The organism is Onishia niordana (assembly GCF_004798965.1).
GTDB lineage: Bacteria > Pseudomonadota > Gammaproteobacteria > Pseudomonadales > Halomonadaceae > Onishia > Onishia niordana.
On the sequence record NZ_SDSD01000008.1, the window covers coordinates 57,084 to 82,654 of the forward strand.

The 25,571-nt window shown below is 61.5% G+C and carries 22 protein-coding genes; 13 read left to right on the forward strand and 9 right to left on the reverse strand.

The annotated features are described in order from the left end of the window. The first annotated feature begins 101 nt into the window (after nt 1-101). Nucleotides 102-476: a translation initiation factor Sui1 gene (locus ETC27_RS14155; protein WP_136255663.1), complete on the forward strand. Its 375-nt coding sequence runs from the start codon at nt 102-104 to the stop codon at nt 474-476. A gap of 18 nt (nt 477-494) precedes the next feature. Here the strand turns inward: ETC27_RS14155 and ETC27_RS14160 are convergent, their stop codons facing one another. Continuing rightward, the gene (locus ETC27_RS14160) at nt 495-1,367 is read right to left on the reverse strand and encodes an NAD-dependent protein deacetylase (RefSeq protein WP_136255664.1); all 873 of its coding nucleotides are present in this window, start codon (nt 1,365-1,367) and stop codon (nt 495-497) included. A gap of 133 nt (nt 1,368-1,500) precedes the next feature. Here ETC27_RS14160 and ETC27_RS14165 point away from each other — a divergent pair, with 133 nt between their 5' ends. The 5 genes from ETC27_RS14165 to ETC27_RS14185 all read left to right on the forward strand — a co-directional run bounded on the left by ETC27_RS14165 (nt 1,501) and on the right by ETC27_RS14185 (nt 8,833). After that, nucleotides 1,501-2,412, forward strand: coding sequence for a nuclease-related domain-containing protein (locus ETC27_RS14165; RefSeq protein WP_136255665.1), 912 nt, complete (start codon nt 1,501-1,503; stop codon nt 2,410-2,412). A gap of 374 nt (nt 2,413-2,786) precedes the next feature. Beyond that, nucleotides 2,787-5,210, forward strand: coding sequence for a poly-beta-1,6 N-acetyl-D-glucosamine export porin PgaA (pgaA, locus tag ETC27_RS14170; protein ID WP_136255666.1), 2,424 nt, complete (start codon nt 2,787-2,789; stop codon nt 5,208-5,210). Beyond that, on the forward strand, nt 5,207-7,180 hold the full coding sequence (pgaB, locus tag ETC27_RS14175) for a poly-beta-1,6-N-acetyl-D-glucosamine N-deacetylase PgaB (protein ID WP_240724925.1): 1,974 nt from the start codon (nt 5,207-5,209) through the stop codon (nt 7,178-7,180). The genes pgaA and pgaB overlap by 4 nt, the downstream gene beginning before the upstream one ends. Beyond that, nucleotides 7,177-8,433, forward strand: a complete 1,257-nt coding sequence (gene pgaC / locus ETC27_RS14180) for a poly-beta-1,6-N-acetyl-D-glucosamine synthase (RefSeq protein ID WP_136255667.1) — start codon at nt 7,177-7,179, stop codon at nt 8,431-8,433. The genes pgaB and pgaC overlap by 4 nt, the downstream gene beginning before the upstream one ends. After that, nucleotides 8,423-8,833 carry a hypothetical protein gene (locus tag ETC27_RS14185; RefSeq protein WP_136255668.1) on the forward strand — a complete coding sequence of 137 codons (411 nt, stop codon included), beginning with the start codon at nt 8,423-8,425 and terminating at the stop codon, nt 8,831-8,833. Before pgaC ends, ETC27_RS14185 begins: the two co-directional genes overlap by 11 nt. A 73-nt stretch (nt 8,834-8,906) precedes the next feature. Here ETC27_RS14185 and ETC27_RS14190 read toward each other — a convergent pair whose 3' ends face one another. Beyond that, entirely contained in the window at nt 8,907-9,773 is an 867-nt protein-coding gene (locus ETC27_RS14190; protein ID WP_240724926.1) for a ribonuclease T2 family protein, read from the reverse strand. Between the two features lie 164 nt (nt 9,774-9,937). On the opposite strand from ETC27_RS14190, the gene ETC27_RS14195 reads away from it, so the two are divergent. Next, on the forward strand, nt 9,938-10,756 hold the full coding sequence (locus tag ETC27_RS14195) for an ATP-grasp domain-containing protein (RefSeq protein ID WP_136255669.1): 819 nt from the start codon (nt 9,938-9,940) through the stop codon (nt 10,754-10,756). Nucleotides 10,757-10,786: 30 nt separating this feature from the next. On the opposite strand, the gene ETC27_RS14200 is transcribed toward ETC27_RS14195, so the two are convergent. The 5 genes from ETC27_RS14200 to glnA all read right to left on the reverse strand — a co-directional run bounded on the left by ETC27_RS14200 (nt 10,787) and on the right by glnA (nt 17,143). After that, nucleotides 10,787-12,124, reverse strand: coding sequence for a deoxyguanosinetriphosphate triphosphohydrolase (locus ETC27_RS14200; protein ID WP_136255670.1), 1,338 nt, complete (start codon nt 12,122-12,124; stop codon nt 10,787-10,789). A gap of 90 nt (nt 12,125-12,214) precedes the next feature. Beyond that, nucleotides 12,215-13,624: a nitrogen regulation protein NR(I) gene (gene glnG / locus ETC27_RS14205; RefSeq protein ID WP_136255671.1), complete on the reverse strand. Its 1,410-nt coding sequence runs from the start codon at nt 13,622-13,624 to the stop codon at nt 12,215-12,217. An 88-nt stretch (nt 13,625-13,712) separates the two neighbouring features. Further along, nucleotides 13,713-14,777, reverse strand: coding sequence for a nitrogen regulation protein NR(II) (gene glnL / locus ETC27_RS14210; RefSeq protein WP_136255672.1), 1,065 nt, complete (start codon nt 14,775-14,777; stop codon nt 13,713-13,715). 161 nt (nt 14,778-14,938) lie between these two features. Continuing rightward, nucleotides 14,939-15,577: a DUF4124 domain-containing protein gene (locus tag ETC27_RS14215; protein ID WP_136255673.1), complete on the reverse strand. Its 639-nt coding sequence runs from the start codon at nt 15,575-15,577 to the stop codon at nt 14,939-14,941. A gap of 159 nt (nt 15,578-15,736) precedes the next feature. Then, a complete protein-coding gene (gene glnA / locus ETC27_RS14220; RefSeq protein ID WP_136255674.1) occupies nt 15,737-17,143 on the reverse strand; it encodes a glutamate--ammonia ligase in 1,407 nt (468 codons plus the stop codon). A gap of 638 nt (nt 17,144-17,781) precedes the next feature. Between glnA and ETC27_RS14225 the strand changes: the two genes are divergently transcribed. The 5 genes from ETC27_RS14225 (at nt 17,782) to ETC27_RS14245 (ending at nt 23,265) form a co-directional block, all read left to right on the forward strand. Beyond that, the gene (locus ETC27_RS14225) at nt 17,782-18,321 is read left to right on the forward strand and encodes a glycosyltransferase family 2 protein (protein ID WP_136255675.1); all 540 of its coding nucleotides are present in this window, start codon (nt 17,782-17,784) and stop codon (nt 18,319-18,321) included. Nucleotides 18,322-18,638: 317 nt separating this feature from the next. Further along, the gene (typA, locus tag ETC27_RS14230; RefSeq protein WP_136255676.1) at nt 18,639-20,468 is read left to right on the forward strand and encodes a translational GTPase TypA; all 1,830 of its coding nucleotides are present in this window, start codon (nt 18,639-18,641) and stop codon (nt 20,466-20,468) included. Nucleotides 20,469-20,651: 183 nt separating this feature from the next. After that, nucleotides 20,652-20,978, forward strand: coding sequence for a hypothetical protein (locus ETC27_RS14235; protein ID WP_136255677.1), 327 nt, complete (start codon nt 20,652-20,654; stop codon nt 20,976-20,978). 147 nt (nt 20,979-21,125) lie between these two features. Further along, nucleotides 21,126-21,857 carry a dienelactone hydrolase family protein gene (locus tag ETC27_RS14240; RefSeq protein WP_136255678.1) on the forward strand — a complete coding sequence of 244 codons (732 nt, stop codon included), beginning with the start codon at nt 21,126-21,128 and terminating at the stop codon, nt 21,855-21,857. A gap of 151 nt (nt 21,858-22,008) precedes the next feature. Then, nucleotides 22,009-23,265, forward strand: coding sequence for a dicarboxylate/amino acid:cation symporter (locus tag ETC27_RS14245; protein WP_136255679.1), 1,257 nt, complete (start codon nt 22,009-22,011; stop codon nt 23,263-23,265). A gap of 84 nt (nt 23,266-23,349) precedes the next feature. Here the strand turns inward: ETC27_RS14245 and ETC27_RS14250 are convergent, their stop codons facing one another. Continuing rightward, nucleotides 23,350-23,604, reverse strand: coding sequence for a hypothetical protein (locus ETC27_RS14250; protein ID WP_136255680.1), 255 nt, complete (start codon nt 23,602-23,604; stop codon nt 23,350-23,352). A 180-nt stretch (nt 23,605-23,784) separates the two neighbouring features. Here ETC27_RS14250 and ETC27_RS14255 point away from each other — a divergent pair, with 180 nt between their 5' ends. Next, on the forward strand, nt 23,785-24,708 hold the full coding sequence (locus ETC27_RS14255; protein ID WP_136255681.1) for a glycerophosphodiester phosphodiesterase: 924 nt from the start codon (nt 23,785-23,787) through the stop codon (nt 24,706-24,708). Between the two features lie 92 nt (nt 24,709-24,800). Here the strand turns inward: ETC27_RS14255 and ETC27_RS14260 are convergent, their stop codons facing one another. Beyond that, nucleotides 24,801-25,382 carry a DUF4202 domain-containing protein gene (locus tag ETC27_RS14260; protein ID WP_136255682.1) on the reverse strand — a complete coding sequence of 194 codons (582 nt, stop codon included), beginning with the start codon at nt 25,380-25,382 and terminating at the stop codon, nt 24,801-24,803. Between the last annotated feature and the right edge of the window lie 189 nt (nt 25,383-25,571).

Consider the following 25,571-nt stretch of genomic DNA (forward strand, 5'->3'; position numbering starts at 1 on the left):
AGCGTGCGTCGCGGATAGGTTTGCCAGGGCATCACTCTCGGCGCTTCGCCACCGACTGGGTTATCATGATGTTGTAAATTTTTCAGCGCCAGGAGCGCGACATGGCTTCCCTGAACGATCAACTGCGCGGCCTCGTCTATTCCACTGAGCACGGCGAGACCTGCCCCGACTGCCGCCAGCCGATCAACGACTGCGAGTGTCAGGCAGTGGCAGAACGCGAGCGTCTCGCTGCCTTGGATGGCATCGTGCGCATCCGCCGCGAGACGAGCGGTCGCAAGGGCAAGGGCGTGACGCTCATCGACGGGGTACCGCTACCCGAAACCGAGCTAAAGACCCTGGCCAAGGCGCTCAAGAAGCGTTGCGGCACCGGCGGCGCGGTCAAGGACGGAGTGATCGAGATTCAGGGCGATCAACGAGAGGCCTTGAAGGACGCACTGGAAGCCAAGGGGTACAAGGTCAAGCTGGCCGGCGGTTAAGCGACGCCCTGGCTGTCGCTACTTCAAAGCCGCGACCAGCGAGGTAAGCGTGGTGCCGATCGGCTGTTCGAGCTTGAGGGCAAACAGCTCATCTGCCCGCGTACGGCCAAGGTTGAGACAGGCGATAGGCGTGCCGCCCTTGGCCGCGACCCGGGCGAAACGGTAGCCCGAATAGACCATCAGCGACGAGCCAACGACCAGCAGCGCATCGGCGTCACTCACGGCAGCAAGCGCCGCCTCGACCCGGGCCGTCGGCACGCTGTCACCGAAGAACACTACGTCCGGCTTGAGCACGCCCTGCCCGCAACGGCCGCACGGCGGCACCCGGAAATCCGAGAAGTCGACCTCGAGTTCGGCATCGCCATCGGGGCCGGCCACGGCGTCAAGCTCAAGCCAGTCAGGATTACGGGCTTCGAGTTCGGCATGCAGATCGTGGCGCATGCGCAGTGCCTGGCAACTCATGCAACGAACAAGCTCCGCCCGGCCATGCAGATCGATGACACGTCGATTGCCGGCACGCTGGTGCAGGCCATCGACATTCTGGGTAATCAAGGTATGCACATGGCCCAACGCCTCAAGCCGGGCAAGGGCAAGATGTGCCGGCCCCGGACGCGCCTCGCTAAGTGCTTTGAAGCCAACCAGCGCCCGGGCCCAGTAACGCTGGCGAGAGGCATGGCTTTGCATGAAGTGCTGGTGCTGCATGGGCGGCGGGCGCTTCCAGTCGCCGGCGGCATCTCGGTAATCGGGAATGCCGCTTTCGGTACTGACCCCGGCGCCGGTCAGCACGACGAGCCGCGGATGAGCACGTACAAAGGCGACGAGAGCGGCAACATCGACGTCATCAACGATAGAGTGATCGATATCAACACGTGAGATAGATGACGGATGCATGGCCTCTCTACTCTTGGTGGCGGCAATCAGATTGCTAGGAAGCGCTGTCGCCTCTATGCATCTTGGGCGTGGCCTCGACTTCCGCGGCCCTCTAGAATGAATCCCTCGTATCCCTTCGGGCAAGGAGGCCGTGATGGCCTGGCTGGAATACCTGCTACCCCTGATTTTCCTATTCCCGCTGGCGGCCATGGCGGTCATCGTGGTGGCGCTGCGCAACCTGCACGACGCGCGTGTGAGCTCCCCTTTCGACGCCCATCCTCTGCGCGGCCCCGGCCAGGCACTTCGCGACCGGCTCGACAACGCCTTCGCGGGCCTGTTCCTGGATGGCGCTCTAGGCCCGATCGTGGTGCTCGCGCCGATGGTCTATGGCATGGGGCGAATGCTCTTTGCCGACAGCCAGAACTGGCTAGAATGGTCACTCTACGGGGGGCTCAGCACAGCGCTGGTGCTGATCTGCTGCCTGCGCCTGATCCGTGACTTCCAGCGTATTCGGCGCCTCAAGCTGGGGCTTGCCTGTGAACTGGCCGTGGGGCAGGAGCTGCAACGCCTGGTGCGTCCCGAGACCCACCCGTTTTTCATCTTCCACGACATCCCTGCCGATACCTACACCATCGATCACGTAGCGGTCACGCCCCACGGAGTGTTCGTGATCGAAACCCGCGCACGAATTCAGCCATTGGATGCACGTGGTGTGCCGCAATCACAGGTAGCCGTAGAACCTAATCGGTTACGTTTTCCCGGCTGGAGCGAGCGCAAACCATTGCTCAAGACCCGCCAGGCAACGACCTGGCTACACCAATGGCTGAGCCGTGAATGCGGCACCGAGGTGCCTGTGGTCGGTATTCTCGCCCTACCCGGCTGGAACATAGAAAGCCGAGAGGCTCCTGTAGACATCCAGGTGGTCGACGGCGACCGACTCGCCGATTTAATCACGCAGACCCGGCTCGCGCCGCTACCTGATGAGCTTCATGAGCATATCAACCAGGCGCTAATGCGCCGTGGCACCCACCTACTGCCAGCACATATCGCAGGCCCCTCTCTATAGCGCTTGCCAATGACGCTTGCCAATAACGCTTTTCAGCAGCGCTTCCCAAACGCTCCTCGATGTCGTCTCTTCCTCACGTCTCCGCCGTCGCTGGTGCGGGCCTCTATGCCCAACCCACATCCTGCGCGCTGATCTTCGTCAGCACCTCTCGCACCAACCATCTAAGCCTTTCACCAGCCCGCCAACCTTAGAAAAAGCCTACCTTGGATTAGCAAAAGTCAGCTAGGCATTACGCTTACAACCCCTCTAATCTGTAACACATAAAGAACGTTGCATTACAAAAAATAACTATCAGGCAACTTCAGAGAGCAGCGCATCCCGATGGCAGGCTCGGTGACGCCTGCCTCGTTTTCGTTAACGCAGAGGAATGGGTCATGAAGAAGGTGATATGGGTATCCCTGTGCCTGTATTGCGCCGGGCTGGCACCTTTGGCTTCGGCAGCAACAAGCGACGTTGATGCCCGGCGTGAAGCCTGGGTGGTCATGGCGCGTGAAGGCGAACTTGACCGGGCGATAAACGGCCTGAGCGCACTCTATGAAGCGACCGACGATGCCAAGGTAAGAGACGACCTGATTGCTCTGCGCCTTCGCGCAGGGCGAGATCAGGCGGCACTGGACACCTGTACTAACTGCTCACTCGATGATTATTCGGCGGTGAGTCTTGAAGCGCTCGGTGGCGCCGCCCGTCGTCAGAGCGACCTCCCGCAGGCGCTCGCCTTCTATCAGACGCTGCTGCTACGCGACCCTGATCAAAGCCAAGGCTGGCTAGGCCTGGCACTGACGAGTATCGATCAGGGCTTCTATTCCTCGGCCAGCATGGCACTCTCCCGCTACGAGGAGCGCTTTGGCCGTACCGACGACTGGCTGGAAGCGCGCGCTTATATGGCCGCGCGCAGTGATGACTCACTTTCCGAGATTCAGAACCGTCAACTGCTGGTCGAACAGCAACCCCGCAATGAAGCGGAAGTACAGGCGCTGTATCGCCTGTCGCTGACGCTTGGCGCCACCCGAGCGGCATCACGACTGCTCGAGCGTTATCCCGACGCCTTCACCGGCACCGATCGACTCTGGCTGGATTACTATGCCGCCGCCGCCGACCTGCGCTTGGCGAAAAACACCAGCGAGATTCACCGTGCCGAGGCGGGGCTTGCCAATCTCAGCCGAATCATCGGCACCGACGGCGCGGACCCAAGCCTGGTGCGACGCGCCGAGTACGACAAGGTCGCCGCACTGGTCCTGCTGCGTCGATTCGAGGAGGCCGAGGCACTGTCGACAGACCTCGCCTCTCGCCACGGACAGCTGCCCGCCTATGTGAAAAAGGCCAGGGCCGATGCGCTCTTGGGTCTCGGTCGCCCGGAAGCCGCTGCCGTGAGCTATCAGGACCTAGTATTGACCCACCCCGACATGGCGAAAGACCCCGAAGATCCGCTGTTCGAATCCCTGGTCTATGCCTACTCCGATGCCCAGAACTTCGCGCGCGCCGAGCGGGTGCTCGACGGCTGGGCGCGTCAGGAAGAACCCACTCGCTGGAACTTTACAGGCACCCAGCGCATCCCTAATCCCAACTATGACCGCGTTCAGCAGCTTGACGTCCTGCTCACCGCCTGGCGAGGCGACCTGGAGAGTGCCATGGAGCAGGTCGACGCACTGATTGACCGTGCCCCAGGCAACGCAAGCCTCTGGCGGCTGAGGGGAGATATCGCCAGCTGGCGAGGCTGGCCGCGCGAGGCGGAAGCGAACTATCAGCGCGCCCTGGGCCTTAGCTCACCCAGCGAAGGACTCTTTGCACGCTATGGCATTCTGAGCGCACGACTCGAACGCTCTCAGTGGCGGGATACCGTTGTCACCATCAAAGCGCATCAAGCCGAAGACCCACCCAGCGTCGGACTCGAAGGCCTGACCCGAGATTACCGCGAACTACGCGCCGGCGGAGTGATCGTCGACGCCGAGCAATCCGATGCCCAAGGCAGTGGCTTGCAAAGCTCTCGTGACTGGGCCTACAAGACGCGCCTGGAAGCGCCACGCAATGCAGCTGGATCACGCTTTTTCGCCGAGCGCATTGGCCTGTATGGAGAGTATGAGGGCGATGGCCTTTACGCGGCCTATACCAATGCCGGTTATGAATTCAACCTTTACCCGGCCACCCTGACGCTGGCCATCGGCGAGGGTGCTCAACTCAACGACAATGCCCTGGCATGGGGGCAACTCGACTATGCCTTCAATGATCAATGGACGGCGGGGATGCGCATCGCCATCAATGCTGCCGAGACACCGCTGCGGGCACTGCGTGACGACATCTACGCCGACCTCTACCAACTCGAGGCAAGCTACCGCCGCGATGAAGCCGGGGAGGGGAGCCTGTCGCTGGGCCTAATGGACCTGGAAGACGGCAACCTGCGCCAAGCGCTCAGTGCCGGCTGGCGCGAAACGCTTTATGACTATGACGCCTGGCAACTGGACGGCAGCCTGTCAATGGCGGGGTCGCGCAATGACGACATCGAGGCGAGCTACTTCAACCCGCGCAAAGATGCCAGCGGTAATGCCCAACTGACCGTCAGCCATCAAACGCCCCTGGGCTATCGGCAAGCCTTCCTACAGAGCCTGCAAATCGGGGCCGGAAGCTACTGGCAAGACACCTTCGGCAGCGATGCTACCTGGCTTATCGGTTACGGGCATGAATGGCTGTTCGCCCCTGTCCTGCGGTTCCGCTATGGCGTCATCCGCATGAAGAATGTCTACGATGGTTCGCCCGAGTACACCAATCGCGTGACGGCTGGCCTCGAGTGGAGGTTCTTATGAGCCCCCTGCGTACCTTCCACGGACTCCTCACCTGCCTCACATTCGCCATCCTGCTGAGCATGGCCACAGGGGCTCAGGCGTCTCGAGCGCCCGGTAGCTTCAGCGTCATCAGCTATCACGATGTCGTGGACCTGGATGCCACCCCGAACCTCAAGATCTACCCTCAGACCATCACGCGTAACCGCTTGATTCAGCATTTCAATCTGATGGTGGAGCTGGGCTACCAGCCGGTCAGTTTCCAGGCGATTCTGGATGCTAGAGCCGGCCGCCGGCCGCTGCCGGACAAGGCCATACTGCTTAGCTTCGACGACGGTTATCGCAGTTTCCACGATATCGTCTATCCCTTGCTTCAGCTCTATAACTTTCCCGCCATCACGGCCGTTGTGACCGGCTGGCTGGATATCCCCGCGACACGCCAAGTGCCTTACGGTGACGATCGAGTACCACGTGAGCGATTCATGTCCTGGGATCAGTTGCGCGAGCTGCAACGCTCACCGCTGGTGGAGGTAGCCTCTCACACTGATGACCTGCACTACGGCGCCATCGGCAATCCCTTCGGCAATGAGCAACCGGCCGCGACGACCAGCATCTGGTCGGCCAGCAGTTACGAGAGCGAAGCTGAGTATCTGGCGCGGGTAGGCGCTGACCTCAAGCGCTCCAGCGAACGCCTGAAGGAAGAGCTCGGCACCCCGCCGCGGATCATGGTCTGGCCCTATGGCGGCTACAACCGGGCAGCCCTGACGCTTTCCTCACAAGCCGGCATGCCACATACCTTCAGTCTGTGGTCACATGTAAATCGGCTTGAGGAAGGCACCCGCGACATGGGGCGTTTTCTGGTCGATCAGGAAACGACGCTTGAAACCCTGGAAGAAATGCTGAGTAACCGCACCTGGTCTCGTACCGATCAACGCATCGTGCATGTCGACCTGGATTACATTTATGACCCGGACCTTGCTCAGCAGAACCAGAACCTCGACGTCCTGATCGAACGGATCAGTTCCCTGCATGTCAGCACCGTCTACCTGCAGGCCTTCGCCGACGGCAATGGTGATGGGGTAGCCGAGGCGCTGTACTTCCCCAACCGCCACATGTCCATGCAGGCCGACCTCTTCAACCGCGTCGCCTGGCAACTCAAGAAGCGCGCCAACGTGGCTGTCTACGCCTGGATGCCGGTCATGGCCTTCGATCTGGGTGAGTCGGGGCGCTATGTGAGCGATTCCCGTCTGGCAGGCCCCAATCCGGAGGCCTACCGGCGTCTATCCCCCTTCGTGCCCGCCAACCGCCAGATCCTTCGGGAGATCTACGAGGACCTGGGACGCATGACCAAGTTCGACGGACTGCTGTTCCACGACGACGCCACCCTCAACGACTTCGAGGACAGCAGCCCCGCCGCGATGGCCTGGTATCGACAGCAGTGGGGCCTTGAGGGCGATATCGCGGACTGGCGCGAAGACGATGCCCAGCTTGGGCGCTGGTCACAGCTCAAGACCGACTTCTTGATCGATCTGACCCATGAGCTCACAGAAGCGGCCAATCATTACCGTCACGAAGACAACCGGGAATTCAGGACATCACGCAACATCTATGCACCTGTCGTGCTCAACCCCGAGAGTGAGGCTTGGTTCGCGCAGGATCTCGAGGCCATTGCTGCCGCCTATGACTTCACTGCGGTCATGGCCATGCCCTATATGGAACAAGCCGAGGACGCCGAGGCATGGCTTGAAGAACTGGCACACACGGCACTGGCGCGGGTGCCTACCGAGCGCCTGGTCTTCGAACTTCAAGCTCGCGACTGGCGCTATCAGACACCGGTAGCCGGCAGCACGCTCGCCCGCTGGATGCAGATCTTGCGGCGGGCGGGCATCAAGCACTATGGCTATTATCCCGACGATTTCCTCAACGATCATCCACCAGCGTCGACGCTACGGCGTGAGTTTTCGCTGGCCGATCATCTGGGAGATGGCAAATGAACCTGTCCCCCATGGAGCTACTGACCCTCTTCACGATTGTCTATCCGTGCCTGATGGCGACCGTCTGGATCAGTGGCGGCCTCTACTACTACTTCCATTGGGAGATCAGACAGCCCGCACCGCCCCGCGAGCTGCTGACCCGCCGCGGTCCTCGCGTCAGTGTCCTGGTGCCCTGCTTCAATGAGGGCGCCAACATCTCAGAGACGCTTGCTCACCTGCTGCGTCAGAACTATCGCAACCTGGAGATCGTTGCCATCAACGATGGTAGCCAGGATGACACAGGGGCTCGGCTGGATGCCCTCGCCAGTCGCCACAGGCGCCTCAGGGTCCTGCATCAGGCTAACCAGGGCAAGGCCAGCGCCATGAATCATGGCCTTTCACAGGCCAGCGGCGACATCATTGTCGGCATCGATGGCGATGCCGTACTCGACTACGATGCCGTGGGCTGGATGGTGGCGCACTTCATCGCCGGCGATCGGGTCGGTGCCGTCACCGGCAACCCTCGCGTACGCACGCGCTCCACCGCCATCGGCAAGATACAGACCGGCGAATTCTCCTCGATCATTGGCTTGATCAAGCGCGCCCAGCGCATCTACGGCATGGTGTTCACCATCTCGGGCGTCATCTGCGCGTTCCGGCGACGTGCCGTCGAAGATGTCGGCGGCTGGAGCACCGACATGATCACCGAAGACATCGACATCAGTTGGAAGCTACAGCTCAACGGCTGGCAGGTCCGCTACGAGCCTCATGCGCTGTGCTGGGTGCTGATGCCCGAAACGCTGCGGGGCCTTTTCCGTCAGCGGCTGCGTTGGGCTCAGGGGGGCGCCGAGGCCTTCCTGCGCTATGCCACATCTGCCTTCACCTGGCGCAATCGCCGTTTCTGGCCACTGCTAGCTGAGTATCTGCTGAGTGTGACCTGGTGCTACAGCCTGCTGGGCCTGATGATTTTTTGGCTCATGCACCAGGCCCTGGTGCTTCCTGGAGAAGGCTTCCCGAGTGCACTGCTGGCGATGGCGGCAGGGCCGATGCTGATCCTGTGCCTTTGCCAGTTTGCCGTGAGCTTCCTGATCGACAGCCGCTATGACAACAGCATGCGCGACTGCCTGTTCTGGTGTATCTGGTATCCCTTCGCCTACTGGCTATTGAACCTATCCACGGTCGTATTAGCCGTGCCCAAGGCAATGCGGCGACGTCGCGGTCAGCCCGCCATCTGGCGAAGCCCTGACCGAGGAGAGGTGTTCCGTGACTCGTAAACTGCACCCCATCGTCATTCGTAACCCCCGACGCCGGGGCCTTGTCTTCCGTCTGCGTGATGCCTTGCTGGTCACGGCCACCCTGGGCTTGTGGGGCGCGGTGATCGGGCAGAGCATCCTGCTGATAACGGATGAGGCGCTCGCTCTTCAGCATGTCTACCTGCTACAAGCGCTGAAGCTGCTTGCCATCAACTTCGCCGTCGTCTTCGTCATGCTGCACGGCTGGGTACTCTACGAGTCACTGCGTGCTCGTAGGCATCAAAAGAGCCTGATGGAAAGACCAGAAGCTCGGCCCCCCGGTCTTCCCAGGCGTGTGGTCCAGCGCACCTATCCGCATGTTCTTTCCTGCCGTAGCGGCTGGTTTGTCACCATCATCTTCCTGACCGACATCCTTACCTAGCGCCTCGATGGCACAGGCGCAGGTTCGCCACGCCGCACGAATACGCCTTGAGGAAGGCCACCAGCAGAATGGATCAAGTGCCTTCAGCCTGTATCTGGACCCGCGTCGCACATCTACCGCGTCCCAATGACACCAGACTCTTCTCAGCGGGAAAGGTCGCCAGATGCTCGGTAGCGATGCCGATGCGTATCTCGGTGAGACGCCGATTTCCCCGCCCGCCACACTCAAGCCGCAATGCCCGCCCCGTGCCTTCGCCAAAGGCGGCCTCAAAGGCCGCAATCAGCGCATTACGCCCGACATCGCCACCACGATGATGATTGACGAAAGCCCCGAAGGCACTGCTGTTCACCGTGTCACGCAGTGCCACGGCGGCGGCGAAATAGTCATCAACCGGCAGCGACAGACAGGCTGCATGCTTGGCGAACTGATAACGATCAAGACAGCTCGCGCGACCCGGCATGGCACGCTCGAGGGATTGCTCAAGCGCATCTGACAAATCAAACGGGGGATGAGCACGGCAGAAGCTGCCACTGGCTCGCGGCGATTCGATGAAGCAACCCTGCCGCCACCACTGCTCACGCTTCACGCCATCGGCAGCGAAGCGCGCCGGTAGGGAGGGCCAAAGGCCATGCAGCACGAAGCCATCCGCGGCGCCTTTCGCCAGTGACGCATCACGACATTCCCGGGGCGGCTGGCGACGCGTGCTGCAAAAACCGGGATGCCAGGTCAACGCCAGGGTGTAATGAGCGAAGTCCTCAGGACCGGCGTGTGTGGCAAGGAAGGCCAATGAGGCCCCCTTGGCAGACTCGGCCGCTGCCGTGTCTGACCGCGCAACGGCCGCCCCACTCATCACACACCCAAGCCACAAGACGAACAACGTATCGACGAGCACGTAGCGTGTCAGCGCACGCTTGATCGGCCAGCGCAGAAAGCGAGACATGATCTCTCCTTAATCAAAGAAGGTAGCGCGATTTAAGGGCAAAAGGGGGATCGGCGTCAGTAACGTCACAAGCGTCCTGTCAGGGCGAATCAATAACACTTGCCAGAGCCTGACAACTCGGATAATAATCCGCGCCTTTCGCAGGAGTTAACGAACATTCCCTAATGAAGATAATCACGTTCGACGTCTTTCGCACCCTGGGCATCCCTGGCGTACGCTATATCAAGCCCGAGCGCATGTACGATCATCTCGAAGAAATCCAGGCGGCCGACTGGCTATTGTTCCCGGCCTACTGGCAGGTGCACACCCTGGTCTACGGGCTCAAGGCGCGTATCTTCCCGAGCCTTGCCAGCTATCACTTGGGGCACAACAAGGTCGAACAGACCCGTGCCTTCATGGCGATTTGCCCGGAACATGTGCCGCCGACCGAGATTCTCGGCACCTCGCGTGCCTCGCTGGATCGGGTAGTAGAACGCTTTGGCTATCCCTTTATCGCCAAGCGCATCAAGAGCTCGATGGGCGAGGGCATCAGCCTGATCGACTGCCGCGAGGCGCTGGACGCGCATATCGAGGAAGAACCGGTTCTCTATGCCCAAAAGCGACTGCCGATCGACCGTGACCTGCGTATCGTAGTGGTCGGCGGCGAAGTGCTCACCGCTTACTGGCGGGTCACGCCACTGGGGGGTTACCTCTCCAACATCAGCCAGGGCGGCCGTGTCGAGCATGATGATATCCCCGAAGCAGCCATCGCACTGGCGCTGCGCCTGGCCCGGGAACTCGATATCGACCATGCCGGCTTCGACATCGCCATGGTCGACGGCCATCCCTATGTGTTCGAGTTCAACCGCCTATTCGGCAACCAGGGCATCGCCGACAGCAGCAAGCGCATCGGCCGCGCCATCCTGCGCATGCTAGGCCTTGGCGACGACCGGGACCCCGACGGCGACCCGGACGGCGAGCCACCGCTTCAGCTTACCGCCTGAGCGGCGTCTCCGCCGGCGGGTGCATGGGGATCAATCGCCCTTCAGGCGCCCGCCCATCTCCTGTGCCAGATCGACCGCATAGTGATCGGTCATGCCACCAATAAAGTCGAGCATCCGCCGGTAACTGTCGTAGAGGCTCCAGGATGCCCGCGGGGTGTTCTCGCCGATCAACGCCAGCACCCGCTGATGCTTGAAGCTCGAGTGCCCGGTGGTATGCAGCTCGTAGGCAGCGCCGATAAAGGCCTCGAGCAGGATGCCGAGGGTCGTGTAGGCGCCGATCTCCAGCTTGGCCTTGCGCTCGTTCTGGAAGATGCGTTCGCGCGCCAGCTGTTTGGCGGCGCTCACCCCCCAGCCAAGGTCCGGGTGGCAGAGCTCCAGCAAGTCATCGTTGAGCGTGCCGGCAAGCATCGCCTGTTCATGCTGAACGAAGACCGCACCGACATCATTGACCGCCCGTTCCATGGCAGCGCCACGCAGCACGGCAATGCGGCGCCGTTGGGACACGCCCTGCTCGGTCATGGCGTGGTAGTCCTCCGGCTCACCGCCGGCGATCTGAATCAGGATATCGGCGACTTCATCGAAGCGCAGGATGCCCATTTCCAGGCCATCCTCGAGATCCAGAAGCGCATAGCAGATGTCGTCGGCGGCCTCGACCAGATAGGCCAGCGGATGGCGGCACCAGGCCCAGTCGTCGCGCTGCTTGAGCCCGAGCCGGCGTGCCACTTCGGCAAGCTGCTCGCGCTCGGACTGATAGCAGCCAAACTTGCCAGCCGTGCCGCCGTGTTCCACCGTCCACGGATACTTGAGCAGGGTGCCAAGCGTGGCCCCGGTCAGGCGCATGCCGCCGTTGAACTGGTTGTATTCGATCTGGGTGACGATGCGAAACCCCTGAGCGTTGCCCTCATAGGTCAGCAGGTCGCGGCGCTGAAGCGGCGATAATTCCTCGAGATAACCAAGGCCATCGGCCTCGGCGCGTTTGAACCAGTCGCGTATGGCATACTCGCCGGCGTGTCCGAAGGGCGGGTTGCCGATATCGTGCCCCAGACATGCCGCCTGCACGATCACGCCAAGGTCCGCGGGAGTGATCCAGTCGGGCAGCCGCTCGCGCAGCCCCTCACCGACGATCATGCCCAGGCTTCTGCCCACGCAGCCGACCTCCATCGAATGCGTCAGACGGGTATGGATATGGTCATTATCGGTCAGCGGATGCACCTGGGTCTTGCGCCCCAGACGCCGGAAAGAGCCGGCGAAGACGATCCGGTCATGGTCCTTGTGAAACGGGCTGCGGCCCAGCTCCTCACGTAGCGCGCGGGGCTTGTCGTTGAGCCGGTGCGGGTCCAGCAGGTGTTCCCAATGCATCAGCGTCATGGCGCCTCCTCAGGTCAGGGGCTCCATTCTGGCACCCCCCTTGCCAACCGGCCAGCACCTCCCGCTTACCGACGCCATTGCATGACGCACTCAGTCGTCGGCGAGCGCCGGCAGCAGCACCTTGAGTTTTCGGGTGAGTGTATTACGTCCCCAACCGAGTAGCTCGGCGGCCTCGCCCTTGCGCCCACCGGTATGCTTGAGCGCGGTTTCAATGAGGATGCGCTCGAAGTCCGGCACCGCCTCCTCGAGCAGATGCGTCTGGCCGGCCGCCAGGGCACGATCGGCCCACTCACGAAAGGCGCTGCGCCAGTCGCCGGCCGCCACCTCAGTGCCCTCGGTCGAGCGTAGCTCCGGCGGCAGGTCGTCGATCATCACCTCGCGGCCGGAGGCCATCACGGTCAGCCAACGACAGGTGTTCTCCAGCTGGCGCACATTGCCAGGCCAGGGCAGCCGCGCCAGATGGCTTTCGGCTTCCGGGGTCAGCACCTTGGCTTCGGCGGACAGTTCCTTGGCCGCCTCGGCAAGAAAATGCTGCGTCAGGCGCGGGATATCTTCGCGGCGTTCGGCAAGGGTCGGCAGATGCACGCGAATCACATTGAGGCGATGGAACAGGTCTTCGCGGAAGCGTCCATCGCTGACCAGGGTCTCGAGGTTCTGGTGGGTAGCGGCAATGATCCGCACGTCCGCCTTCACCGAAACGTGGCCGCCGACCCGATAGAACTCACCGTCGGCCAGCACGCGCAGCAGCCGGGTCTGGGTATCCGGTGGCATGTCGCCGATTTCATCGAGAAACAGGGTCCCGCCGTCGGCCTGCTCGAAGCGACCCCGGCGCTGGGCGGCGGCACCGGTAAAGGCGCCCTTCTCATGGCCGAATAGCTCGGACTCCATCAGGTCCTTGGGAATCGCGGCCATGTTCAGGGCGATGAACGGCTTGCCAGCCCGCGGGCTGTGCTGGTGCAAGGCCTGGGCGACACGCTCCTTGCCGGTGCCGGACTCGCCGTTGATCAATACGGTGATATGCGAATGCGAGAGCCGACCGATGGCGCGAAACACCTCCTGCATGGCCGGCGCTTCGCCGATGATTTCGGCCCCCAGGCCTTCAGGCGCCTCGAAGGGGCGCTGGCGTTCGCGGGCATGGGCGACGGCACGCCGCACGAGGGCCAGTGCCTCATCGACATCGAAGGGCTTGGGAAGGTACTCGAAGGCGCCGCCCTGATAAGAGGCCACGGCACTGTCGAGATCCGAATGGGCGGTCATCACGATCACCGGCAGGTCCGGATAAAGCTCGCGGACCCGCGCCATCAGCTCGAGGCCATCGAGCCCCGGCATGCGGATATCCGTGATCAGCACATCGGGAGGCGATGTTTCCAGGCTGGCGAGCGCCGAATCACCTCGCTCGAAGCTCTCGACCGAAAGATCCGGCTGCGCCAGGGAGCGCTCCAGCACCCAACGGATGGCACGGTCGTCGTCGACGATAACGATACGCGCGGGGTCGGTCATGAGGCCTCCAGCGGGATAAGGGCGTGAGCCGTAAGGGAAGTGTGAGCAACAAGAGACGTGTGAGCAGCAAGAGACGTGATAGTGGCCATCATGAGCGGTCACCCTGGCGATCCGGTGACGGCTCCAGCGGCACCAGCAACCGGAATTCGGTAGCACCGGGCTCGCTATCGCATTCGATCAGCCCCTGATGCTTGTGCAGGATCGATTGCGCGATCGACAGTCCCAGGCCGCTGCCCTCGGCGCGCCCGGAGACCATCGGGAAAAAAAGCGTCTCACGAAGCGACTCGGGAATCCCCGGGCCGTTGTCGATAATCGCCACTTCACAGACCAGACGATGGCGCTCGGTCCCCAGGGTGAACTGGCGTCGGGCGCGGGTGCGAAGGGTCAGCCTGGGGGTCGTGGCATGGGCATCATCCATGGCCTCAACCGCGTTGCGCGCGATGTTGAGGACCGCCTGAATCATCCGCGACTCGTCGCCCTGAAACTCCGGCAGGCTAGGGTCATAGTCACGCACCAGTTCCACATCCGGGTGTTCGGCGACGATCAGCGAGCGCACTCGTTCAAGCACCTTATGGATATTGAAAAGGGCGTCATGGACGGGCTGATTGGGGCCAAGCATGCGGTCGACCAGGTCACGCAACCGGTCCGCCTCTTCGACAATGATGCGGGTGAACTCCTTGAGCGAAGGATCCGGCAGGTCGCGTTCCAGCAACTGTGCCGCACCGCGGATCCCGCCGAGCGGATTCTTGACCTCATGAGCCAGGCCACGCGTCAACGTCTTGATGGTCTGCTGACGAGCAATCAGCGCTTCCTCGCGGGAGATGCGCATCAGGCGGTCGCGAGGCTCGACCTCGAGCAACAGCTCCTCTTTTGACAGCGGGGTCACCGTGAAATCGGCCGTTATCACCTCACCGCTGCCATTGGTCAGCACCGCCTCACGCTGAGTGAAGGGATGCAGCTCATCACGGGCCTTGCACAATACCTCGGCAATGGCGCCCTCGATGCCTTCCAGGGGCTCAAGGCAAGTGCCCCGCACACGCTTGAGGCTGACGGCCAGCAGCGCCTCCGCGGCGGGATTCATCCAGCGCACCCGTAGATCGCCGTCCAACAACAGAACGGCAGCACTCAGATGCTCCAGCAGACGTTGATACATGGTGCACTTCGCTCGGTCAGCATTCCCTATTGCTGTGCAAGAACCACGCCAGCCTTAAAAGGGGCGCTGTTCTGGGCATAAGGGAACGTCGTGATCAGGTGAGCGCACCACTTTAGTGCATGACGAAGGGCAGTACACCCCATTATGTCGAGCGGCGAGGGTCAGGGAGAAGAGCCGGCAGCGCTGTTAGGATTGCGGGGCAGGTTGACGCTTGCGCGCTGCACGAAGAGCGTCACCGGCTCACTGCGATGGCGTACCTGGCCATCGGCATCCAACAGCTCGGCCACCAGCTGGTGCTCACCACGCTCCAGGCCAATGACCATGAACGCCGTCGAGTGCAGCGCAGACTGGCTGATCTGTCCATCGACCAGCAGGCGCACCTGATGATCGTCTCGCAGTTCGGGCTCTATTGATAACTCGACCTGGACATTACCGGCATAGCCCGTCGGCAGCGTCTGTTCTTGCTTGGGAGACGCGATACGAAAGGTGGTATAGGGCAGGAAGGGAGACGCAGCGGACTGAGTGCTGCCACTGCGTTGGGCATTGCTCATGCCATTGCTTGCTGAGGGCGAAGGCGCTTGGGGAGGCGCCGGCACCACGGTCAGCGGCGAGAGCGTCACCGCCTCGCCGCGCTGAGGACGATCAGAGTAGCTGACGTTGCCCTGCTCATCGACGTGGCGATATACCGTCTCGGCCCCGGCGGCAAGAGGCATCAGCGCGAGTAACAACGACACCACTATCGAGCTACCCGGCCTGAAAGCTGACGCGGCGGGCTGAGCGACTATCCTTTCGACTAGCATCCTTTTGTTCTCCCGGGAGCTGACCCTGTCGACGGCAGGCTAATGGCAAATGGCTACGCCGAGTGTAACCAAAAAAAGGGGACCGCATGAGCGGTCCCCTTTTTTGGTGCTTCACCAATACACCGACGTTACGCCGGCGTTTGGCCATAAACTGCTGTGTTAGCAGCTGTAGTACATGTCGAACTCGAGCGGGTGCGTCGCCATGCGAAGACGCTCGACGTCTTCTTCCTTGAGCTCGATGTAGGCATCAATCATGTCATCGGTGAAAACACCACCTTCGGTCAGGAAGCTACGATCGGCATCCAGTGCTTCCAGTGCCTGGTCCAGGCTCTCGGCGACGGTGGGAATGGCCTTGCCTTCTTCCGGCGGCAGGTCATAAAGATTCTTGTCCATGGCATCGCCCGGATGAATCTTGTTCTTGATGCCGTCGATACCGGCCATCAGCATCGCCGCGAAGCACAGGTACGGGTTGGCGGTCGGGTCCGGGAAACGGGTCTCGACACGCTTGCCCTTGGGGCTTGCGGTGTACGGAATGCGGATAGAAGCGGAACGGTTACGGGCCGAGTAGGCCAGCATCACCGGCGCCTCGAAGCCCGGCACCAGACGCTTGTAAGAGTTAGTAGAAGCGTTGGTGAAGGCATTCAGGGCACGGGCGTGCTTGATGATGCCACCGATGTAATAAAGCGCCATCTCGGACAGGCCCGCGTACTCGTCACCGGCAAACTGGTTGACGCCATCTTTCCAGAAGGACTGGTGAACGTGCATGCCGGAACCGTTGTCACCGACCAGCGGCTTGGGCATGAAGGTAGCCGTCTTGCCATAGGCGTGAGCCACGTTGTGGATCACATACTTCATGGACTGCACTTCGTCGGCTTTCTTGACCAAGGTGTTGAACTTGACCCCGATCTCGTTCTGGCCAGCGTTGGACACCTCGTGGTGGTGTACCTCGACGCTCTGGCCGATGGCTTCCAGGGTGTTACACATCGCGCCACGCATGTCGTGGAAGCTGTCCACCGGCGGAACCGGGAAGTAGCCGCCCTTGACCCGCGGACGGTGGCCCATGTTGCCGCCTTCGACAGCGCTGTCAGTGGCCCAGGCGCCTTCCTCGGAGGTGATCTTGTACATGGAGCCCTGGATGTCGGACTTCCAGTGTACTTCGTCGAAGATGAAGAACTCAGGCTCCGGACCGAAGAAAGCGGTATCACCCAGGCCAGTGGACTGCAGGAAGGCCTCTGCGCGCTTGGCGATGGAGCGCGGATCACGCTCATAACCCTGCATGGTGGCCGGCTCGATGATGTCGCAGCGCAGCACCAGGGTGACGTCTTCGGTGAACGGGTCCAGATAGGCGCTGCCGTCTTCCGGGCGCAGGATCATGTCGGACTCGTTGATGCCCTTCCAGCCGGAGATGGAAGAACCATCGAACATCTGACCGTTCTCGAAGAACTCCTCGTCCACGGAGTTCGCCGGAATAGTGACGTGCTGTTCCTTGCCGATGGTGTCGGTAAAGCGCAGGTCTACCCACTTGATGTCATGTTCTTCGATCAGTGCGAGGGTCTTCTCAGACATGGTGTCCTCCAGAGGATTGAGCAATGGCTCTAATGATTGGCGTGCGTGCCCGGCAAGGTTATTACGTGCTTCGGCCCCATCGTGTAGCGAATGGAGGCCGATTCGTTTGTACCATGCCACAGACCCAAGGCCCATGGCTGCCAGTTCAGGACATGAAAAGCATCATGTCACTGCAGAGATGTCACTGTCATGAGCAATGCAGGGGACGTGCCAAAATGGCGCATCATGCCTGCGCATTGAAATAACCCTCTGTTTGGCATGTTTTTTTTCTTATGGCCTGGCAGATAACTCAGAGCGACATTCTCTATCTTCACCATGTGTCACCCTCGGAGGCCTTTATACTGCACCATCATGATTCGCTATCCGCACCTTGTGCACCAAAATGCAGCAAAGCGATGGCATTGAGAAACACGCTTAGCCGTCCCACCAGTTTGGCTGAGCCAGAGTCCCCTTCCGAGGCCTTCCATATAAGCTAAAGATGGCATTGCTACTTAGCGAAACTCAAAGCTACACTTTATTACACATGATAGTGCTGTCTGGCGCCTTCATGGAATGGAATGCCTGGAGCCGGTGACACCCTGCTCCGCGACACGGCCTTTCGGGCCGGTTGCCCCGTCCACGCAGGAGCGTCACCGCAGATGAATGCCTACAGCATCATTATTGATACACGGCTCATGGGCGCCCAGCTGCCACGCTGCTTGGCGACGCTCAGCGAAGCCGTGAAAAGGCATCCCTCGCGGGTCGATATTCAGGTCATCGGCGGCGAAGAAACCGCACGCCTGACCACCCTGAGCAGACGCTTCGGTGGACGCTTCACCGTCTCCAATCATGGCACCGTCGGCGCCCGTAGCAATGCCGTCGCCCGTCTTACCTCTGCCGACATCCTGATTTTCATTTCCCCTCTCGGTCGACAACACAGCAGCTGGCTCGGCAAGGTCGATGACCTGTTCGAGCATCAGCAGTGGGATGCCGTGGTCTTCCAGCCCCATTCCCCTGTATTGATGACAACCCTGCGCCGGCTGTGGAATATCGCGACACCACCCGGTACCCTGTGCGTCGCCCGCCAGTGGTTCGAGCGCATCGGAGGATTTGACGCCGGCCTCGACACAAACGCCCACGAGGACCTGGTGGAACGTTTGCGCGCCTGTCATGCGCGCATCATGGAAGTCCCGCTATAATCCCGCGGCATCGACAACGCCTCGTGGCATGACAGACCCTCGGCATCACTCCATAGTGCCGTTGCGTCAACGAGTGAGTATCCACGCGTCACCGTCGAGTTCTGACTGGCACGCACGCTCATTAAGGCCGTTTGGCTCACACCTTGTGCCTGTGCCGACGACCTGATTTGAGAGCGTCGCACGACCTCACTACTGACCAGAACAGACCGAGTGTCAGTGATTCAGCGCTGTCTGCGGCGAGAATTCGCGCGCAGCGCTGGTAGGGGCACCGGCCCGGATACTATAATGTCGCCCAATTTTCGCAGCAGGATCCCGTCGTGATCGAGAATCTTCGCAACATCGCCATCATCGCCCACGTTGACCATGGTAAGACTACCCTGGTCGACAAGCTCCTCAGCCAGTCCGGCACCCTCGACCGCAAGGCCGAAGGGCAAGAGCGGATCATGGACTCCAACGACCAGGAGAAGGAACGCGGCATCACCATCCTGGCCAAGAACACCGCGATTCTTTGGCACGACACCAAGGACGACAAGGACTATCACATCAACATCGTCGACACGCCGGGACACGCCGACTTCGGTGGCGAGGTCGAGCGCGTGATGTCGATGGTGGATTCCGTGCTGCTGATGGTCGATGCGGTCGATGGCCCGATGCCCCAGACACGTTTCGTGACCCAGAAAGCCTTCGATCAGGGCCTCAAGCCGATCGTCGTGGTCAACAAGGTCGACCGCCCGGGCGCACGCCCGGATTGGGTCATCGACCAGATCTTCGATCTGTTCGACAATCTCGGCGCCAGCGACGAACAGCTCGACTTCCCGATCATCTACTGCTCGGCCCTGAACGGCGTCGCCGGTGAAGAGCCGGAAGCCCTTGCCGACGACATGACGCCGATGTTCCGCGCCATCGTCGACATCGTCGAGCCGCCCAAGGTCGAACTCGATGGTCCGCTGCAGATGCAGATCTCCGCACTGGACTACAACAGCTACGTCGGCGTTATCGGTCTTGGTCGCATCAAGCGCGGTGCCATCAGCCCCGGCCAGCAGATCAGCGTCATTACCAAGGAAGGCAACACCCGCAAGGGCAAGATCGGCCAGGTGATGACCCACATGGGCCTCGAGCGTGTGCAGACCGATAAGGCCACTGCCGGCGACATTGTCTGCATCACCGGTATCGACGCCCTGGCGATCTCCGACACCATCTGTGATCCGGCCAACGTCGAAGCGCTGCCGAAGCTGTCCGTCGACGAGCCGACCGTGTCCATGACCTTCCAGGTCAACGACTCGCCGATGGCCGGCCGTGACGGCAAGTACGTTACCAGCCGCAACATCAAGGATCGCCTCGAGCAGGAACTGATCCACAACGTGGCACTGCGCGTCGAACAGGGCGAAACGCCTGAGAGATTCAAGGTCTCCGGCCGCGGCGAACTGCACCTTTCCGTGCTGATCGAAAGCATGCGTCGTGAAGGCTTCGAGCTGGCCGTGGGTCGCCCCGAGGTCATCATCCGCGAGATCGACGGCGTCAAGCAGGAGCCGTACGAGGAAGTCATCATCGACTGTGAAGAGGAGCATCAGGGCTCCATCATGGAAGAGCTCGGCTATCGCAAGGGCGAGATGACCAACATGAACCCGGACGGCAAGGGTCGTGTTCGTCTGGACTTCATCATCCCGGCGCGTGGCCTGATCGGCTTCCGCGGTCAATTCCTGACCCTGACCTCCGGCACCGGCATCCTCACCAGCCGCTTCGATCACTACGGCGAACTCAAGCCCGATGCCTCCATCGAGCGTCGTAACGGCGTACTGGTCTCCATGGTGCCCGGCAAGGCCCTGGCCTATGCCCTCTTCGCCCTGCAGGATCGCGGCAAGCTGATCGTTGAGCACGGCACCGAGGTCTACGAAGGCATGCTGATCGGCATCAACAATCGTGCCGACGACATGGTGGTCAACCCGACCAAGGCCAAGAAGCTCGATAACATGCGCGCCTCAGGCAACGACGAGAACCTCGTGCTGACGCCGCCCATTCGCTTCACCCTGGAGCAGGCCATCGAATTCCTCGACAGCGACGAGCTGGTCGAGATCACACCGAACCACATCCGCCTGCGCAAGAAGCACCTCAAGGAAAACGAGCGCAAGCGCTCCAAGAAGGGCTGATCCAGCCTTTCGCTCGCCCTTGAGCACGCTTGCTCTTGAATATCATGGCGCCCCGGCGCCATGATCAGAAAGCCCACCGCTTGCGGTGGGCTTTTTCGTTAGACGGAAAAATGACTAACCTAAGGAGAGCGTTCGTCATATAGAACCTCTCTATCCCCATCTTTGCCATAAGGGAGAGCCAAGATGCACAAACACGTCGAGTGGGATGATCCCGGCCAGTACAGCGTGCTCGCCTTCTACGCCAACACCGAGGGCGAACACACCGACCCACACCCCGGCAGTATCATCAACGCTCACTACCAGGGCATCAGTGTTCGGGTCCGGGTCGAAGCCTACGTCAACGACGACACCAGCATCGGCGAAGTGGTCGCCCTGATCAGTCCGCGCACCGGCGAGCGCAAGCAGTCATATCGTAATCTCGCGCTTGGCGATATGGTGCGCCTGCCCGACACGATGCGCTGCATCGAGCCCCGGCTACCCGACGAAGAGGATGACGATGACGATGACTGAGTGCGCTCACCTTCACCGCTCAGGGTAACGTCACCTCCTGCTTGCACCGATTGTGTGCACGGACGTTAAGAGCCAAGGCCGGCTATGCTTGTCTCTTGATTCCACCTCAAGGCCAGTGAATCCACTGGCCTGATTCGGAGACTCGCCATGAAAGCCTTGTGTTCACTGCTATTGAGCCTGACCGCCGCCCCGGCACTGGCCGGCCAAGCCGTCGATTACGAGATCGACGGCCAGCCCTATCAGGGCTATCACGCCGCCGCCCAGGGCGAACCCAAGGGCAGCGTGTTGATCATTCATGACTGGGATGGGCTGACGGACTACGAAATGCGCCGCGCCGACATGCTGGCCGCCGCGGGCTACGATGCCTTTGCCGCCGACCTTTACGGCGCCGGCAACCGCCCGGTGGATACCGCCGCCAAGAAAGCCGAGACCGCCAAGCTCTATGAAGACCGCCAAGCCATGCGCGAGCGTACCCTGGCAGCACTCGCCCAGTCGCAGCGGCTGGGCGATAGCGACACCGTGGTGATGGGCTACTGCTTCGGCGGCGCCGTGGTGCTGGAGCTGGCTCGCGCCGGCAGCGCCGAGCATATAAAAGGCTACGCCACCTTCCATGGCGGTCTCGCCACGCCCGAAGGGCAGTCCTACTCCGCCGACATGCCGCCCCTGCTGGTCGCCCACGGCGGCGCCGACACCTCGATCGACATGGATCAGGTCGCCTCCCTGTCCCAAGAGCTTGAAGCCGCCAACGCCACCTACGAGATTCAGGTCTATTCCGGCGCCCCGCATGCCTTTACCGTACTGGGCAGCGAACGCTACGACGCCCGCGCCGACCAGCACTCCTGGGATGCCTTCAACGACCTGCTCGAGGAGGTGCTGTAGTGCCCACTAGTGCCCATGGCGGTGACACTCACGTGCGCTTTTAGAAAACCCCATCGCCATTTAGCAAATAGGCCCCCCTTTCTTTCTGTAGAATCGCGGCTTCACATGGTTAAACACCACTGCGCAACCACAGAACAGAAAGGAGTCTGACGTGTCGGATCAAGCGGCTGAAACTGACAAGAATATCTGGCAGCGTATCCCCCTCTGGCAGAAGATCCTTGGCGGCCTGGTGCTCGGCATCCTGGCCGGCGCCCTGCTCGGCGAGGACGCCAGCATCTTCAAGCCGATCGGCGACATCTTCATCAGCGCTATCAAGATGCTGATCGTGCCCTTGGTGTTTTCCACCCTGGTGGTCGGCATCACCGCCATGCGCGACCCGCAGAAGATGGGCCGCATCGGGGTACGCGCCATCGGGCTCTACCTGATCACTACGGCTTTCGCCATCGCCATCGGCCTGCTGGCCTCGCTGATCTTCCAGCCCGGCGTGGGCCTCACGATGAACTTCGAGTCCGGCATGGAGGCCAAGGAGGCCCCCAGCCTGGTCGAGATACTGGTCGGCCTGGTTCCCCAGAACCCCATCGAGGCCCTGGCCAGCGGCAACATCCTGCAGATCATCGTCTTCGCCATTGGCCTTGGCATCTCGCTGACCCTGATCGGCGACAAGGGCGAGCCGGTCATTCGCGTCTTTGAGAGCTTCGCCGAGGCGATGGTCAAGCTGACCAGCTTCGTCATGGCCCTCGCACCGTTCGGCGTCTTTGGCCTGATCGCCCACGTCTCGGGCAGCTACGGGCTCGACGTGCTGCTGCCACTGGCCAAGGTAATCGGCGTGGCCTATCTGGCCAGCGTGGTGCACGTACTGGTGGTCTATAGCGGCCTGCTGGCCCTGCTCGGCCGCCTCAATCCACTGCGCTACCTGCAGGGCATCCTCGACGCCCTGGTGGTGGCCTATTCCTCGGCCTCCTCCTCCGGCACTCTGCCGGTCTCGCTACGCTGCGCCCAGAAGAACCTGGGGGTCTCGGAAGGTGTGGCCGGTTTCGTACTGCCGGTAGGCGCCACCATCAACATGGATGGTACGGCCATCTACCAGGGTGTGGTCGCCGTGTTCATCGCCCAGCTGCTGGGCGTCGATCTGAGCATGACCGACTACGGCATGATCATCCTCACCGGTACCCTGGCCTCGATCGGCACCGCCGGCGTGCCCGGTGCGGGGCTGGTCATGTTGTCGATCGTCATGGCCCAGATCGGCCTACCGCTGGAAGCGATCGCGGTGATCGCCGGTATCGACCGCATACTCGACATGGCCCGCACCAGCGTCAACGTGGCCGGCGACCTGATGGTCACCACACTGGTCGGTAAGAGCGAGGGCGAACTCGACGAACGCATCTATAACGCCACCCACAAGAGCTGATCCGCCGCTTTTCGCCGCGCCGGTCGCCCGGCGCGGCACTCTCTCAGGCTCTTTACCCCGCCTCCTGCCTGCGCACCCAGCGGCTTACATCGGCGTGCCCTTGCCCTCGCTCGCCTCGCCCTTCAGGTACTGTTCCGCCGTCAGCATAAAAAGGCGCCGGAACAGTTCGTGGATGGCTTCTTCCCGCTTGAGTGCCATCAGTTCTTCATCCACTTCTTCGCCCTCAGGCGGCGCGCAACGCGGGTACTCCCAAGCCAGGCGAACAGCGCCAGAGCTGGCATCGCGAATTTGCAGGCTAGGGTTGGCTCCCTTGAGACGCGTATCGATCTGGTAAGGCATGACGGGCTCCTCGATTGACACAACAAATGATAATGATTGTTATTTGCAATCTAGGCGCCCACACACCTCCTGTCAATGCCGCCTGCGTTTAAAAACGGCCGATGCAGTACGAAGCGCTCCTTTGCCAATGGGCCCAAGGAACGCTAGGTTATTGCCCGAATATTCAATAAAAGAGCCCTCATGAATAACGTCTCTCGACTCTCTATCACCGCCCTCCTCGCCCTCGGCGCCACACCGTTCACCGCTCAGGCCGATGCCCTCGAACAGCAGCTAGCCGATCTGCAGAATTTTCAGATCATTGCCCACCGTGGCGCCAGCGGTCATGCCCCGGAGCACACCTGGGCCGCCTACGAGCAGGCGCGTGACATGGGCGCCGACTACCTCGAGCTGGATCTGCACATGAGTGCCGACGGTCGTCTGATAGTGATTCATGACGAGACGCTTGATCGCACCACCGACGGCGAAGGCAAGGTAAAGGAGCACTCGCTTGAAGCGCTCAAGGCCCTGGACGCCGGCGCTTGGTTCAACGAGGCCAACCCCGAGCGCGCCGACGAGGCCTATGCCGGCGCTCAACTGCTGACGCTGGACGACGTGATCGACCGCTACGGCAGTGATGTGCGCTACTACATCGAGACCAAGTCGCCCGAACGCTACCCGGAACTGCAGCGCGCCCTGGTCGAGACCCTTGAAGCAGAAGGCCTGGTCAGTTCCGGCTCAGTGATCATCCAATCGTTCAGCCGCGACAGCCTGCAGCAGGTCCACAAGCTCAATGCGGATATCCCGCTGGTCCAGCTGGTGTGGTACTCCCCCGCTGAAGACGGCGACGGCCTCACCGAGTGGACCGGCGTAACCCCCGCCCCCGCGGACATCACCGACGCCGACTTCCAGGCCATCGCCGACTACGCCGTGGGCATCGGCCCCAACGTCGTCTACGACGGCGCGGAGGTGATCGACGCAAGCTTCGTCGAACAGGCCCAGCAAAACGGCCTGCTGGTGCACCCCTACACCATCAACGACCCCGAGCAGATGCAGCGCCTTCTCGACTGGGGCGTCGATGGCATGTTCACCAACTTCCCCGATCGACTGAACACCATCGTCGAGTGAGGCCCCCTCACCAAGCCTCACAAGGTTGGCCCGGCCATTTGCGCCGGGTCACCTGCCACCTCCCTCTAAAGCGCCAAGCTGCCACGGCATTCTTATGCCAGCGCCTCTTCTACCAAGGCGCGCGCCTCCCGCGTCATCGGCAGCTCAAGCGCCAGTTCATGCGCCGCCGGCGACATCTTCTTCCAGGTCTTCTGCACGATGCGGATCAGGTGGTCGTGTTCTATCTGCTTCGAGAAGTCGGCGAAGTAGTTCTCCAGAAACACCAGGCAGGCGCAATCCTCCACCGCCTGAGTGCCCTCATCGCGCCCCAGGCCCTGCTTGCGGATCATTTGTGCCACACGTTCGGCCTGCTCGGGCGAATAACCGGCCTCTTCCATCTTTTCCGCCGTGATCTCGCCGGCCCGCCGGCCCTGATCGCGCCGCCAGGTGAGATACCCTACCCGGCCCTCCGGGTAATCCTCGCGCGGCACCTGCCAGCGCTTAAGATGCTGACCGCGCACCGCCAGCTGCAACAGCTCATCCGGCGAATCTCGCAGGCTCGACAGCCAGGCACTCATCCGCCGCGCATGCCACAGCTCACGGGGCAGCGATTCGCCCTCGACCTCGACACTTCTTGGGTCTTGCCCATGCAAGGCATCGAGAGCGGCAAGCGTCTGATCAAAAGGAGACGTCATGGCAACACTCCATTGGTGGAAATAGACAATCAGCCTAACGATGAAAGAGCGGGGCAAACACCTAAGACCGCCTCATAGCATACTCACAGTAGCCCAAGACCCGCTGGCAGTAGCACGAACGGGATGGTCGAATCGCGTGTCTGCGAATAGTGCAGTAGAGCATGACGATCAGACTTTAAAGGAACTGGC